8 protein-coding genes are annotated in these 15,254 nt (G+C 73.7%); all 8 read left to right on the forward strand.

Annotated features, from left to right (window positions below):
- Nucleotides 1–18 precede the first annotated feature (18 nt).
- Nucleotides 19–7,176: a non-ribosomal peptide synthetase gene (locus PYR91_RS00005; RefSeq protein WP_279776744.1), complete on the forward strand. Its 7,158-nt coding sequence runs from the start codon at nt 19–21 to the stop codon at nt 7,174–7,176.
- A 78-nt stretch (nt 7,177–7,254) separates the two neighbouring features.
- Nucleotides 7,255–7,488: an MbtH family protein gene (locus PYR91_RS00010; RefSeq protein WP_279776745.1), complete on the forward strand. Its 234-nt coding sequence runs from the start codon at nt 7,255–7,257 to the stop codon at nt 7,486–7,488.
- A gap of 63 nt (nt 7,489–7,551) precedes the next feature.
- Nucleotides 7,552–8,742: a cytochrome P450 gene (locus tag PYR91_RS00015; protein ID WP_279776746.1), complete on the forward strand. Its 1,191-nt coding sequence runs from the start codon at nt 7,552–7,554 to the stop codon at nt 8,740–8,742.
- Between the two features lie 55 nt (nt 8,743–8,797).
- Nucleotides 8,798–9,538: an alpha/beta fold hydrolase gene (locus tag PYR91_RS00020; protein WP_279776747.1), complete on the forward strand. Its 741-nt coding sequence runs from the start codon at nt 8,798–8,800 to the stop codon at nt 9,536–9,538.
- Nucleotides 9,539–9,595: 57 nt separating this feature from the next.
- Nucleotides 9,596–11,410 carry a non-ribosomal peptide synthetase gene (locus PYR91_RS00025; RefSeq protein ID WP_279776748.1) on the forward strand — a complete coding sequence of 605 codons (1,815 nt, stop codon included), beginning with the start codon at nt 9,596–9,598 and terminating at the stop codon, nt 11,408–11,410.
- 25 nt (nt 11,411–11,435) lie between these two features.
- Nucleotides 11,436–12,677: a cytochrome P450 gene (locus PYR91_RS00030; RefSeq protein ID WP_279776749.1), complete on the forward strand. Its 1,242-nt coding sequence runs from the start codon at nt 11,436–11,438 to the stop codon at nt 12,675–12,677.
- A 43-nt stretch (nt 12,678–12,720) separates the two neighbouring features.
- Complete coding sequence (locus tag PYR91_RS00035; protein ID WP_279776750.1) at nt 12,721–13,983, forward strand: cytochrome P450; 1,263 nt, start codon at nt 12,721–12,723, stop codon at nt 13,981–13,983.
- Nucleotides 13,984–14,035: 52 nt separating this feature from the next.
- On the forward strand, nt 14,036–15,241 hold the full coding sequence (locus PYR91_RS00040; RefSeq protein WP_279776751.1) for a cytochrome P450: 1,206 nt from the start codon (nt 14,036–14,038) through the stop codon (nt 15,239–15,241).
- The last annotated feature ends 13 nt before the right edge of the window (nt 15,242–15,254 follow it).

Below are 15,254 nucleotides of genomic sequence, written 5' to 3' on the forward strand. Positions count from 1 at the left end.
GGCCGGGTGGACTCCCAGGTGAAGATCCGCGGGTTCCGGGTCGAACCCGGCGAGGTCGAAGCGGTGCTCGCCGCCCACCCGCAGGTCGAGCACGCCCTGGTCATCGCCCGGGAGGACACCCCCGGCGACAAACGCCTCGTCGCCTACATCGTCCCCGACGACCAGCCCGCCGAAGGCGCCGCCGGCGAGCAGGTCGAGGAGTGGCGCCAGATCTTCGACGCCGAGTACACGACCGCGCCGGCCGCCGAGTTCGGGCAGGACTTCACCGGCTGGAACAGCAGCTACGACGGCGCCCCCATCCCGCTGCCCGAGATGGCGCGCTGGCGCGACGCCGTCGTGGAGCGTGTCGCCGAGCTGCGACCGCGCCGCGTCCTGGAGATCGGCGTCGGCACCGGCCTGCTGCTGTCGCGCCTGGCCCCGGACGCCGAGGAGTACTGGGGAACCGACCTGTCGGAACAGGTCGTGCGAGCCCTGGCCGCCCACGTGGAGGCACGCCCCGCGCTGGCGGGAAAGGTGGTGCTGCGCGCACAGGCCGCCGACGACTTCTCCGGCGTCCCGGAGGGCTACTTCGACGCCGTCGTGCTGAACTCCGTGGTGCAGTACTTCCCCGGCGCCGACTACCTGGTCGGCGTGCTCCAAGGCGCCATGAGGGCGCTCGCGCCCGGCGGCGCGGTGGTGGTCGGCGACGTGCGCGACCGGCGCCTGCTCCGCGCCTTCCGCGCCGCCGTCGAACTGACCGGGGAGGGCGCGGCGCCGGAGGCCGACGGCGCGCGCGTCCGCACGGCCGTCGACCAGGCGGTGGCCCTGGAGAAGGAGCTGGTGGTCGACCCCGCCTTCTTCCCCGCCCTGCGGCAGGCCCTGCCCGACCTCGCCGGGGTGGACGTCCGGCTCAAGCGCGGCGGCTACCACAACGAGCTCACCCGGCACCGCTTCGAGGCCGTGCTGCACAAGACCGGCCGGGCGGTGCTGGACGTCGCGGACGCGCCCCGCCTCGCCTTCGGCGCGGACCTGGCCGACCTCGACGCCGTGGCCGCCCACCTGCACGACCACGCCCCCGCGACCCTGCGGCTCACCGGCCTGCCCAACGCCCGGGTGGCGCACGAGGTCGCCGCGTCCGCCGCCCTGGATCGCGGCTCCCCGCTGCCGGAGGTGCTGCGCGCCCTGCGCGCCCCGCACGGCGTGGATCCGGAGGACTGCCACCTGCTGGGCGAGCGGCTGGGATACCGGGTCGCGGTGACCTGGTCGGCCTCGGCGCTCGACCGCTTCGACGCGGTCTTCGCGCGCGTGGACGACCCCCGGGTGGCCCTGGTGGGCACCGCCTCCGTCGGCGGTCCCGAGCCCGGCGCCCCGCGACGGCACGTCAGCGACCCGCTCGCCTCCCGCGACCGGGGGCTGCTGGCCCGGCGGGTGCGCGCGCTGGCCGAGTCCCGGCTGCCCGAGTACATGGTGCCGGCGGCGGTGATGGTGCTGGACGCGCTGCCGCTCACCGGCAACGGGAAGATCGACCGCGCCGCCCTGCCCGCGCCCCGCTGGGACGGCGGCGCCGGGCGGGGGCCCCGCTCGCCGCGCGAGCAGATGCTGTGCGAGCTGTTCGCCGAGGTGCTCGGCGTTCAGCGGGTCGGCATCGACGACGACTTCTTCGACCTCGGCGGCCACTCGCTGCTCGCCACCCGTCTGGCCGCCCGGGCCCGGCGCCTGCTCGGCGTCGAGGTGCCGATCCGGGCGCTGTTCGAGGCGCCCACCGTCGCGGAGCTGGCGCAGCGGCTGGAGGCCTCCGCGCGGCCCCCGCTCCTGCCGCGCCCCAGGCCGGAGCGGGTGCCGCTGTCGTTCGCGCAGCGACGGCTGTGGTTCCTGCACCGGCTGGAGGGCCCGAGCGCCACGTACAACATGCCATGGGTCATCCGCATGCGGGGTGATCTCGACGTCGGCGCGCTGCGGGCGGCGGTGGCGGACCTGGTGGCCCGGCACGAGTCCCTGCGCACGGTGTTCCCCGACGTCGACGGCGAGCCGTACCAGCTCGTGCTCGACCCCCGCCGCGCCGTGCCCGAGCTGGAGGTCACCGACCTGCCCGGGGCGGACGGGGAGGAGCTGCGCGCCGCGCTCGACGCCGCCGCGCGCCACGGCTTCGACCTGCGGCGCGAGATCCCGATCCAGGCTCGCCTGTTCCGGATGGGCGACGGCGAGTACGCGCTGCTGCTGCTGTTCCACCACATCGCCGGGGACGGCTGGTCGTTCTCGCCGCTGGCTCGCGACCTGATGACCTCCTACGAGGCGCGCCGCCGGGGCGAGGAGGCCGTGCTGCCCGCCCTGCCGGTGCAGTACGCCGACTACACGCTGTGGCAGCACGAGCTGCTCGGCGACGGGGACGACCCGTCGAGCGTCCTCGGCCGGCAGCTCGACTACTGGCGGCGCGAGCTGGCCGACCTGCCGCCGGAGATCCGGCTGCCCGCCGACCGGCCGCGCCCGGCGCGGGTCACCCACGAGGGCGAGGTGCTGGAGTTCGACGTCGACGCCGGCCTGCACGCCGGACTGGCCAGGCTGGCGACGGAGTCCGGTTCCAGCGTGTTCATGGTGCTGCAGGCGGGCTTGGCGGCGTTGCTGACCCGGCTCGGCGCCGGCACCGACATCCCCATCGGCAGCGGCATCGCCGGCCGCACCGACCAGGCGCTGGATGACCTGGTGGGGTTCTTCGTCAACACCCTGGTGCTGCGCACCGACACCTCCGGCAACCCCGCCTTCCGGCGGCTGCTGGAGCGGGTGCGTGAGACCTCGCTGACCGCGTACGCCAACCAGGACATCCCGTTCGAGCTTCTGGTGGAGGTGCTCAACCCGGCCCGCTCCATGGCCCGCAGCCCGCTGTACCAGGTGTCGCTGGTCCTGCAGAACACCCCGGAGGTGCGCTTCGGCCTGCCGGGGCTGGAGCTGGAATACGTCCAGGCCGGCATCGGCACCGCCCGCGACGACATCTTCATGAGCCTCAGCGAGCGCCGTGACGACGACGGCGGCCCGGCCGGGTTCTTCGGCTTCGTGGAGTACAACACCGACATCTTCGACCGGGACACCATCCAGGGAGTCGTCGACCGCTACCGGCGCTTCCTCACGGCCGTCGTCGCCGACCCCGGCCTGCCGATCGAACAGGTGGACATCCTCGCCCCGGGCGAGCGTCGCGAGCTGGTCTCGCTCGGCGCCGGGCCGCGCTCGCAGCCCCCGCGGACGACCGTGCACGGGCTGTTCGAAGAGTGGGCCGCCCGGACGCCGGACGCGGCGGCGGTGCGGGACGGCGCCGCCACGCTGTCGTACGCGGAGCTGAACGCCCGCGCCAACCGGCTCGCGCGCCACCTGATCGCCAACGGTGTCGGCCCCGAGCGGGCCGTCGCCTTGGCGGTGCCGCGCTCGGCCGACTACGTGGTCGCCGCCCTGGCCGTGCTCAAGGCGGGCGGGGTCTGCCTCCCCCTCGACTCCGGCCTGCCGGTGAACCGGGTCGCGGCGATCTTCGCCGAGGCCGCCCCGGTGTTCGTGCTGCGGCACGTCGAGCTGGGCGCCGAGGTCCCGGCCGCGCCCGCCCTCCCGTCGTTCCTGCTGGACGACCCGTTCGGTCACCACACGCTGAGCCGTCACGCGCCGGCCGACCCGGCCGACGCCGACCGCGCGGCGCCGCTGTCTCCCGAGCACCCGGCGTTCGTGATCTACACCTCCGGGTCCACGGGCCGGCCCAAGGGCGTGGTCCTGTCCCACCGGGCGCTGGTCAACGTCGCGGCCGACCAGGGCGCCCGGTTCGGCGCCGGGCCGGGCGCCCGGGTGCTGCAGGTGGTGTCCACCTCCTTCGACATGGCGGTGGGCGACCTGCTGCTGAGCCTGCTCAGCGGCGCGACGCTGGTGCTGCCCGAGAGCCGGGGCCAGGTGCTGGGCGAGGAGCTGGCCGCCGTGATCGACGCCGCCGGGGTCACCCACATGATCGCCCCGCCCGCCGTGCTCGCCACGCTGCCACCCCTGGAGACATCCTCGCCGGCCTGCGTCGTGACGGCGGGAGAGGCCTGCTCCCCGGAGCTGGTCGCCCGGCTCGCGCGGGGACGCACGGTGTTCAACGCCTACGGCCCCACCGAGACCACGATCGTGGCGACCACCAGCCGCCCGCTCGACGGGTCGGGCGCCACGCCCATCGGCTCGGCCGTCCACAACGTGGACGTGCGGGTGCTGGACGGCGGCCTCAACCCGGTGCCGCGCGGCGTCGCCGGGGAGCTGTACGTCGCCGGGCGCGGAGTGGCCCGGGGCTACCTGGGCCAGCCCGCGATGACGGCCGCGCGCTTCGTCGCCGACCTGGGCGGCCCGCCCGGCTCACGCATGTACCGCACCGGCGACCTGGTCCGGTGGAACGCCGCGGGAGAGCTGGAGTACCTCGGCCGCGCCGACGACCAGGTCAAGGTCCGCGGCTTCCGCATCGAACCCGGCGAGGTCGAGGCGGTGCTCGTCCGGCACGGCGGGGTGGCGGGCGCGGCGGTCGTCGTCCGCGAGGACCGGCCGGGCGATCAGCGGCTGGTGGCCTACGTCGTCCCGGCCGACGAGGGCGGCGAGGCGCTGGCGGAGCTGGCCGCCGAGCAGGTCGGCGAGTGGCGGCAGATCTTCGACGCCGGCTACGAGTCGCAGGGCGGCGCCGGGTTCGGCGAGGACTTCTCCGGCTGGAACAGCAGCTACGACGAGGGCGTCCCGCTGCCGCCCGGCGAGATGCGCGAGTGGCGCGACGCCGCGGTCGACCGCGTCCGCGAGCTGGCTCCCGCCAGGGTCGCCGAGCTCGGGGTCGGGTCGGGCCTGCTGCTGTCGCGGCTGGCCCCCGGCTGCCAGGCCTACTGGGGCACCGACTTCTCGGCGGAGGCGATCCACCACCTGGGGCGTGAGGTCGCCGCCCGGCCCGAGCTCGCCGGCCGGGTCGTGCTGCGCGCCCAGCCCGCCGACGACCTGACCGGGCTGCCCACCGAGTACTTCGACGTCGTGGTGCTGAACTCCGTCGCCCAGTACTTCCCCAGCGGGCAGTACCTGCTCACCGTCCTGCGCCAGGCGTTCGGCCTGCTCAGGCCCGGCGGCGCGGTGTTCGTGGGCGACGTGCGCCACCGCCGTTCGCTGCGGGCCCTGCTGTCGGCGGTGCACGCCGGCCGGGTGCGCGGCGAGGGCGACGCCGACCGGGTACGCCGGGCCGTCGAGCAGGCCGTGGTGCTGGAGAAGGAGCTGCTGGTCGACCCGGAGTTCTTCACGGCGTTGCGCGGCGTCATACCCGGCCTGGCCGCCGTGGACGTGCGCCTCAAGCGGGGCGCCGGGCAGAACGAGCTGACCCGGCACCGCTACGAGGTGATGCTGCACAAGGGCCCGCGCGAGGTGGTCGACGTGGCCGCGGCGCCGCGGCTGGCGTACGGGCACGACGTGGCGGGCCTGGACGACCTCGCCGGCGTCCTGGGCGCGCGCCGCGGCGGGCCGCTGCGGGTGACCGGGGTGCCCAACGCGCGGCTGACGGCGGAGGCCGCGGCGGCCAGGGCGCTCGACGAGGGCATGCCGTGGCGGGACGTCCGGGCCGAGCTGGACCGGCGCGACGGCGTCGACCCCGAGAAGCTGCACGCGCTGGGGGAGCGGCTCGGCTACCGCGTCGCGATCTCCTGGAGCCCTGACGCGGTCGACGCCGTCGAGGCGGTGTTCGTCCCCCGCGCCCCCCGGCCGCAGGACGACCTCCCCGCCACCGGCGACGCCGGCACCGGACGGCCGCTCACCCATGAGCCCGGCGCCGACCGGCCGCTCACCCGGGAGCCCGGCGCCGGCCGGCCGCGCACCGAAGAGCCGGGCACCGGGCCGCTCACCGGTGACGCCGGCCCCCCGCCGCCGCTCACCGGCGTGTACCGACCGGCGGGGGAACCCGGCGATCCCCTGCGCCGCACCAACAGCCCCGCCGGCAGCCGCCAGCACAGCGCGCTCCTGGGCCGGCTCCGGTCCTACCTGAAGGAGCACCTGCCCGAATACATGGTGCCCTCGGCGGTCGTCCCCCTGCAGAGCCTCCCGCTCACCCCCCGGGGCAAGCTCGACCGCCGGGCGCTGCCCGCTCCCGACACCGCCTCGGTGACCGGCCGGGGCCCGACGACCCTCAACGAGGAGATCCTGTGCGACCTGTTCGCCGAGGCGCTCGGCCTGGAGCGGGTGGGCGTCGACGACGACTTCTTCGCCCTGGGCGGGCACTCGCTGCTCGCCGCCCGGCTGGTCAGCCGGATCCGGGCGACGCTCGGCGCCGACGTGGCCATCCGCTCGCTGTTCGAGGCGCCGACGGTCGCCGGGCTCGCCGCCCGGCTGGGCATGGACGACGACGGATCCTCCCTGGACGTCCTGCTGCCGCTGCGCCCGCACGGCGACCGGCCCCCGCTGTTCTGCGTGCACGCCGGGTGGGGCATCAGCTGGTCGTACTCCGGCCTCATCCGCCACCTGGGAGCCGACCGGCCGATCTACGCGCTGCAGGCGCGGAGCCTCGCCCGTCCCGAGCCGCGGCCGGACAGCATCGAGGAGATGGCCGCCGACTACGTCGCCCAGATCCGCTCGGTGCGGCCGGAAGGCCCCTACCACCTGCTCGGCTGGTCGTCCGGCGGCCCGGTGGCGTTCGAGATGGCCGTCCAGCTTCAGCGGGCGGGCGAGCGGGTGGGCCTGCTGACGATCCTGGACGCCTACCCGCCCACGGCGCTGCCCGCCCTGGAGGAGGGCCTGCGCGGCGAGGCCGGCGATCTGCTGCGGCGCGCCTTCAGCAAGGAAGGCATGCTCATGGCGCTCATCGAGGCGATGGGATTCGGGCAACGGCACCTGATGGACGGCCCGCCCGACTTCGCGCGCGTCGCCGAGCTGTTCCGGTCCGAGGGCAGCGCGCTGGCCGGCCTCACCGAGGACGACGTGGTCGCCATGGTCGAGGTGTACGCCAACACCAGCGCCATCACCGACAAGTACGTGCCGGGTGTGTTCCACGGCGACCTGCTGTTCTTCATGGCGACCAAGGACCGCGTCGAGGGGACCCCGCCGCCCGGCTCGTGGCGTCCCTTCGTCGACGGCGACATCGAGGTGCACGACGTCGAGTGCGCGCACCACCGGATGACCTGGCCCCAGCACATCGCCGAGATCGGCCGCGTGGTGAGCGCCCGGCTCGCCGAGCCCGGCACATGAACCCATGAGCCCCGTGAGCGCGGGCCCGCACGACGGCCCACGCGAACCCGACCGCGAGTCCACGAGAGAGGAAGAACGATGACGAACCCGTTCGAAGACCCCGACGGCACCTTCCTGGTCCTGGTCAACGACGAGGGCCAGCACTCGCTGTGGCCCGCCTTCGCCGACGTCCCGGACGGCTGGCACGCCAAGTTCGGCCCGGGCCCGCGCCAGGAGGCCCTGGACTACGTCGAGGCGAACTGGACCGACATGCGGCCCAAGAGCCTGATCACCGCCATGGAGATGGAGATGGAGCCCGAGGGCACGGCCTGACGCCCGCGGGCGGCGCCCGACGGCGGAGCACCGCTCTTCACGTCGCAACACAGGAGGTGTGGCATGACATCGCACGACGAGACGACCGGCGTCACGGCGGACCGCTCGCTGGTGGACAGCTCCGACCCGGCCCCGTGGTTCGAGCTCATGCGGCGGCGGCACCCGGTCTGGCGCGACGACCAGTTCGGCATGTGGCACGTCTTCCGTCACGCGGACGTGGAGGCGGCGCTGTCGGACCCGGCGACGTTCTCCTCCGACTCCCGGGCGGAGATGGCGGCGATGCCGGCGTTCCGGCCGTTCACCCGCGGCAACTTCATGGTGATGGACCCGCCCGGCCACCGCAGGCTGCGCGGCCTGGTGGCCACGGCCTTCGGCAGGCGGGCCATGGAGCAGCTCGAACCCCTGGTCACGACGATCGTGGACGACCTGCTGGACGATGCCAAGGGCGCCGGGGAACTGGAGCTGGTGACGGAGCTTGCGCACCCCATGCCGGTGTTCGTGCTCGCCGACCTGCTCGGGCTGCCGCGATCGGACCGCCCCCTGCTGTTCACCTGGGCCAAGGTGCTCACCGGCGTCGACGTGAGCGCGGCGGCGGAGCCCGCGGACCCGGCCTCCTCGCTGGGGGAGATGAACACCTACCTGCTGGACCACATCACCCGGCGCAGGCGGTCGCCCGGGCCCGACCTGGTGAGCCGCCTGGTCCAGGCCGAGGTGGACGGGGACCGGCTGGCCGACGAGGAGCTCGTCGGCATCGTGAGCCTGCTGCTGATCGCCGGCCACCTCATGGCGACGATGCTCGTGGCCAACTCGGTGCTGTGCCTGGACGGGCACCCCGAGCAGGCCGCGGCCGTCCGGGCCGACCCCGGCGCGCTGCCCGGGGCGATCGAGGAGGTGCTGCGCTACCGGAACTCGGCCGACCGGCTGGTGCGCACCACCACCCGGGAGGTCGAGGTCGCCGGGCGGGCGATCCCGGCCGGGGCCAGGGTCCTGCTGTGGACGGGGTCGGCCAACCGCGACCCGTCGGCCTTCCCCGATCCCGAGCGGTTCGACGTCACGCGCTCGCCCAACCGGCACCTCGGCTTCGGCCACGGCGTCCACTTCTGCCTCGGCGCGCCGCTCGGCCGGCTGGAGGCCAGGGTGGCGCTCGGCCGGCTGCTGGCGCGGACCGGCTCCGTGCGGGTCCTGCCGGGCGTCGAGTACTTCGGGTCGCACTCGTTGATCAGGAAGTTGCCGATCAAGGTGCGGTGGGCGTGAACGGCCGGCACGCGTGCCGCGGCGCGCAGGCGTACGGAGGGAAGGGGAGTGCCCGGTGAACAGGTGGATACGGCGCCCGCCCCGCGGGGCGCAGCCCAAGGCCCAGCTGGTGTGCTTCCACTACGCGGGCGGCGGCACCTCGGCCTTCCAGCGGTGGACCGGCAAGATCCCCGACTGGGTGGACCTCCGGTTCGTCCAGCTCCCGGGGCGGGAGAACCGCTTCCGCGAGCCGCCCTTCCGCACGATGCCGCCGCTGGTGCGCGCGCTCGCCGACGAGCTGGCCACCGTGCTGGCCCCGCCCTTCCTGCTGTTCGGCCACAGCATGGGCGCCAGGGTCGCGTTCGCGCTGACCCACGAGCTGACGGCTCGCGGCCTGCCCCTGCCCGAGCTGCTGGTGGTGTCGGGCACTCCCGCGCCGAGCGTCACCGACTGGAAGCACGCCCACCACCTGCCCGAGAAGGAGCTGATCCAGCACCTGATCGACCTGGGCGGCGTCCCGCCGGAGGTGCTGGACTCCCCCGAGCTGCTCGAACTGATGCTGCCGGTGATCCGGTGCGACCTGGAGCTGTCGGAGACCAGCCGGCTGACCTACCCCAAGCCGCTGCCCGGCGTCCCGGTCCTGGCCATCGCCGGAGAGGAGGACGTGATCGCGCCCCCGGAGAAGGTGCAGCCCTGGGGCAAGGAGACGAGCGGGCCGTTCGAGTTCGTCGTCCTGCCCGGCAACCACTTCTTCCTGCACAACATGCTCGACGAGACGCTGGCTCCGATCCTGCGAGGTCTCGGCAGATACCGATGAGCACCCGGTGACCCCGCCGGACCTAAGTGAGATGGGTGTGGAATGGACGAACGAGGGATGCAAGTAGCAGAGGGCCCGCGAGTGCACGACCTCGTGCGGCGGCGGGCCCGCTCGATGCCCGGCGCGACGGCGGTCTCCTCGGGCTCGGAAACCCTTACCTACGGGGAGCTGGACGAGAGCTCCGAACGGGTCGCGCGGGCGTTGCGCGAGCGCGGCGTGGGCCCCGACGACCGGGTCGGAATCCTCATGTCCCGTTCCCCCCGGCTGGTCGTCGCGCTGCTCGGGGTGCTCAAGGCCGGCGGAGGATACGTCCCGATCGACGTCTCCTACCCGCCCGAGCGTCGCGACTTCATGCTCCGCGACTGCGGGGCGGCCACGGTGCTCACCGAGGAGGCGCTGGCCGGCGAGCCGGTCGCCGGCGCCGCCGCGGTGCTGACGTACGAGGAGGCCGTGCTCGCCGAGCCCGACCCCGTACCGACCGGCGCCCGGGCCGGGAACCTGGCCTACATCGTGTACACCTCCGGCTCGACCGGCGTGCCCAAGGGGGTGATGGTCGAGCACGCGGACGTGATCCGGTTGGTGGCCGACTCGCGGCTGGACATCCGGCCCGGTGAGGTGGTGGCGCAGCTCGCGCCGTTCTCCTTCGACGCGTCGGTCTTCGAGATCTGGTCGCCGCTGTGCCGCGGCGGACGGGTCGCGATGCTGTCCAATCCGCAGATGTCCGCCGCCGGTCTCGGCGAGCAGCTCCGCGAGGTGGAGCCGGACTGGATCTTCCTCACCTCGGGGCTGTTCCAGGTGCTGGTGGACCAGGACCCGCAGGCGCTGTCCCACGCCGGGACCGTGATCACCGGCGGTGACGTGCTGTCGCCGCAGGCCGTGCGCGCCTGCGCGGGCGTCACCCGGCGCGCCACCTACGCCGCGTACGGCCCCACCGAGACCACGGTGTTCGCGTCCCTGCACCTGGTCGATCCCGGCGAGGAGTTCGAGCGCGTGCCGATCGGCGGCCCGCTGGACGGCATGGCCCTGCGGGTGCTGGACGCCGAGCTGCGCCCGGTCCCGCCCGGGACGGTGGGCGAGCTGTACGTCTCCGGGCACGGCGTCGCCCGCGGCTACCTGGATCGCCCGGCCGTCACGGCCGAGCGTTTCCTGGCCGACCCGTACGCCGGCGGCGGCGCTCGCATGTACCGCACGGGCGACCTGGCGCGCGAGCTGCCCGGTGGGGAGTTCGACTTCCACGGGCGCGTCGACCGTCAGGTGAAGATCCGCGGGTACCGGGTGGAGCTGGGCGAGATCGAGGCGGTGCTCAACTCCCACCCGCTGGTGTCCTCCGGGGCGGCCGAGGTGTTCGACGACGGCCCCGACCTCAAACGGCTCGCCGCCTTCGCGGTGCCGGCCGGGGACGCCAAGGTGACCAGCGGCGACCTGAACAGGTTCCTCAACGAGCGCCTGCCCCCGTACATGTGGCCGCTGGGGCTGGTCATCCTGGACGAGATGCCGCGCGACCCCAACGGCAAGCCGGACCGCCGGGCGCTGCCCTACCCGTGGACGCGCCGGGCCGACCTCGGGCTGGAGGAGGCGTACGCCGAGCCGCGCACCCCGCTGGAGCAGACGATGGCGACGGTGTGGACCGAGGTCCTCGGGCTGGACGTCGTCGGCGTCAACGACAACTTCTTCCAGCTCGGCGGCGACTCCCTGCGCAGCGTCACGCTGCTCAAACGTCTGCAGGACCAGAACATCAAGGTGCTCCCCGACGACCTGTTCGACTACCAGTCCATCGCCGAGCTGGCCGGCGCCGTCGAGGCCGCGGGCCGGCCCGAGGCGGCCGGCGCCGCACCGTCGTGGCCCGCCGGGGCGACGGCCGGCGCCGGGTGACCGCGACCACGGCAGGAGGGGCATGATGCGCATCGACTTCGGCGAACCGAAACCGCTCGACTCCCTGGACGGGCTGCGCCTGCACGACCCCGCCGCGTACGTGGAGCGGTGCCGCCACGACGTGTGGCGGGCGCTGCGCCTGCACCGGCCCGTGGGGCGCGAGGAGATGCCCGACGGCACCCCCTACTGGTCCTTCGCCTCCTACGCCGACTGCGACAGGATCGTCAAGGACACCGAGACGTTCAGCTCCGAGGACGGCACCATCCTGGCGTCGGTCGGCGTGGGCGACTCCGCGGGCGGGCAGACCATCACGCTCATGGACCCGCCCGACCACGGGGCGATCCGCCGCCCGCTGATGCGGACGATGCGCCAGTCGGTGGTGCGGCGCCGTTCGGAGTCCGTGCGCGAGAAGGTGCTGCGGCTGATCGACCCGCTGGTCGGCGGCGGGGTGCACGACGTGGCGCGCCTGATGCGGCTGCTCCCCATGGTCGCCGTCGGCGAGCTGCTCGGCATCCCCGAACGGCACTGGGAGACGATCGCGTTCAACACCACCGCCAGCATCGCACCGGAGGACCCCGAGTACGCGGTCGGCCGGGACGTCGGCGACACCCTGCGCCGGGTGCACCACCGGCTGTTCGCCTGCTTCTCCGACTCCATCGAGGCGCGGCGCCGCGACCGCGGGGACGACGTGGTCTCCGCGCTGCTCGACCTGGAGGTCGCCGGCCGTCCCATCGACGACCGGCGGGTGATGCTGAACTGCTACAGCGTCGCCCTGGGGGCCAACTCCACGACGCCGCACGTGGCCTGCCACACGCTGCTGGCCCTGGCGCTGCGGCCTGAGGTCTGGCGCACGGTGGTCGACGACCCCTCGGTCGTGCCGGCCCTGGTGGAGGAGGGCGCTCGCTGGACCTCGCCCACCCACCACCTGGTCAGGCGGGTGACCGCCGACACCGAGGTCGGCGGGGCCCGGATGGCGAAGGGCGACTGGGTGTGCGCCTGGGTGGCCTCCGCGAACCGGGACGAGCGGGTGTTCGACGACCCGTACACCTTCGACGTCCGGCGCTCGCCCAACCCGCACCTGAGCTTCGGCGCCGGAGCCCACTACTGCATCGGCGCCCCGTCCTCGCGGTTCGCCCTGTCGGTCCTCTTCGAGGAGCTGGCGCGGCGCCGTATGAGGTTCGAGGTGGCGGGGGAGATCCGGCACCTGCACTCCAACTGGATCAACGGGATCACCAGCCTTCCCATGCGCTTCGTCCGCGACGCCTGACGGAGAGGCGCCCGAGCGACCTCCAGGAGACACGACCATGTACATGAGCGGCCCTGAGCACGGCTCGCGCGTACCCCTCGACAGCATCGACCTGTTCGACCCCCACCGGTACCGCACCTATCCGCAGCACCACGACTGGCACACCCTGCGCGCCGAGGCCCCGGTCTGGCGCCAGCAGCGCCCCGGCCAGCCGGCGTTCTGGTCGGTAACCAAGTACGACGCGGTGCGCGCCATGATCAAGGACACCGCGAGCTTCTCGTCCACCCACGGCAACGTGCTGGACGTGGCCGACGGCGGCGACAGCGCGGGCGGGTTCACGATGCCGCTGATGGACCCCCCGTCCCACGGGTGGCTGCGGGGGCCGTCGATCCGCACCATGTCGACGCTGGTGGTGCGGCGCAGGGAGGAGGAGATCCGGGCGCGCCTGCGCAGGATGCTGGACCCGCTGTACCAGGGCGAGATCGTGGACGTCGCCGACATCATGCTGCACCTGCCGATGCTGGCCGTCGGCGAGATCCTCGGCATCCCGGAGTCGGTGTGGCCGGACATCCCGGCGTGGACCATGTCCGGCGTCGCGCCCGAGGACCCGCTCTACAGCGCCGGCACCAACGAGCGCACCCTGCGCAAGGCGCACTACCAGTTGTTCGCCATGTTCTCCGAGGTCATCGCCGACCGCCGTCGCAGCCCCAAGGACGACCTGATCAGCGTGCTGGTCGGCCTGGACTTCGGCGGGCGCGGGCTGGACGACCACGAGGTGCTGCTCAACTGCTACTCGATGGTGATGGGCGCCAACACCACGACGCCCTACGTGGCCTCCCACCTGGTGCTGGCCATGTCCGAGCGGCCCGACGCCTGGGCCATGGTGCGCGACGACCCCTCCCTGGCGTCCTCATGCGTGGAGGAGGCGCTGCGCTGGGCCACCCCCACCAACCACCTGATGCGCAAGGCCACCAAGGACGTGGAGATCGACGGCGTCCACATCGGGGAGGGCGAGATCGTGTGCGCCTGGCTGGCGTCGGCCAACCGCGACGAGGAGGTCTTCGAGGCCCCCTACGAGTTCCGGCCGGACCGGCAGCCCAACCCCCACCTGGCCTTCTCCATCGGCCCGCACTACTGCATCGGCGGCCCCGCCGCCCGCGCCGTGCTGAACGTCATGGTGGAGGAGCTCGCGGCCGACTTCGAGGTCTTCGAGCCGGCCGGCGAGGTGCGGCACCTGGCCTCCAACTTCATCAACGGCATGACCCGGCTGCCGATCCTGCCGAGGTTGAGGCGGGACGCCCGGCTGGGGACCGCCGCCCGTACCTGACAGCCCCGCCGCGACCCGAGGGGCCCCGCCGTCCACGATGGGAGCAGACCCGATGCCGTTCCTGACCTTCGACAGCGCAGAGATACCGAGTGCCGAGGACGGTGGCGCCAAGCTGGCGTCCTGGCTGAAGGGCATGCGCGAGCGCGCCCCCGTCTGGGTCGACGAGCGCACCGGAGCCCACCACGTCTTCGGCTACGCCGAGTCCAAGGCGGTGCTGTACGACCACGCCCACTTCTCCTCCGACTGGAGCGAGTTCGCACCGCCCCAGGAGGACATGCCGGAGTACGTGAACCTCGGCACCGTGGACCCGCCCGCGCACCGGCGGCTGCGCACCCTGGTGAACCAGGCGTTCCCGCAGAAGGAGATCGCCGCCCTGGAGCCCCGTGTACGCCAGATCGCCGAGGGGCTGCTCGACACCGTCGCGGACCGGGAGGAGTTCGATCTCGTCGACACCCTGTCCAACCCGCTGCCCGCGCTGGTGGTGGCCGAGTTGCTGGGCGTCCCGTTCGAGGACCAGCCCATGTTCCGGCGGTGGATGGAGGACGCGTTCAACTCCTTCGACAACCCCATCGGCGACCTGTCGGACGTGCAGGTGGCCGACGTCGTCGTGGACAACCTGCGCGCCCTTCAGGAGTACATGCTCGACCAGGTGGCGCGCCGCCGCGCCCAGCCGCGCGACGACCTGATCAGCCGCCTGCTCGCGGCAGAGGTCGACGGGGACCGGCTGAGCGACATGGAGGCCTACGGCATGGCCTCCGCGATCCTCATGGGCGGGCAGATCAGCTCCACCGTGCTGCTCGGCACGGCCCTGTTCACCTTCGAGGAGGAGCCGGAGGCCGAGGCGGCGCTGCGCGCCGACCGCTCGCTCATCCCCCGCGCGGTGGAGGAGGTGCTGCGCTACCGGCCGCCGGTGATGCTGGCCCACCGGCTGGTCAAGCCGGGGGCCACCGTGGACGGCGCGCCTATCCCCCCTGGGATCGCGGTGGTGCCGTGGATCATGTCGGCCAACCGCGACCCCGCCCAGTTCACCTCCCCGGAGTCCTTCGACGTCCGGCGCACGCCCAACCCCCACCTGAGCTGGGGCCACGGCGTGCACTACTGCCTGGGCGCGCTGCTCGGCCGCATCGAGGCCAAGGTCGCGCTGGACCTGCTGTTCACCCGCTACTCGACGATCAAGTGCCTTGACCCCGTCTTCCACACCACACCAGGCGTGCTCGGGATCAAGGGAACGTCTCTCTCGGTTCACCACGCCGCCTAAGACGGCACGTGAG

This window comes from Sphaerisporangium sp. TRM90804, from assembly GCF_029846175.1.
Classification (GTDB): domain Bacteria; phylum Actinomycetota; class Actinomycetes; order Streptosporangiales; family Streptosporangiaceae; genus Sphaerisporangium.

Excerpts from the sequence above, each read along its gene's own strand:
- PYR91_RS00010 (WP_279776745.1), top strand. The coding sequence starts at position 7,255 with ATGACGAACCCGTTCGAAGACCCCGACGGCACCTTCCTGGTCCTGGTC.
- PYR91_RS00015 (WP_279776746.1), top strand. The coding sequence starts at position 7,552 with ATGACATCGCACGACGAGACGACCGGCGTCACGGCGGACCGCTCGCTG.
- PYR91_RS00025 (WP_279776748.1), top strand. The coding sequence starts at position 9,596 with ATGCAAGTAGCAGAGGGCCCGCGAGTGCACGACCTCGTGCGGCGGCGG.
- PYR91_RS00030 (WP_279776749.1), top strand. The coding sequence starts at position 11,436 with ATGCGCATCGACTTCGGCGAACCGAAACCGCTCGACTCCCTGGACGGG.
- PYR91_RS00035 (WP_279776750.1), top strand. The coding sequence starts at position 12,721 with ATGAGCGGCCCTGAGCACGGCTCGCGCGTACCCCTCGACAGCATCGAC.
- PYR91_RS00040 (WP_279776751.1), top strand. The coding sequence starts at position 14,036 with ATGCCGTTCCTGACCTTCGACAGCGCAGAGATACCGAGTGCCGAGGAC.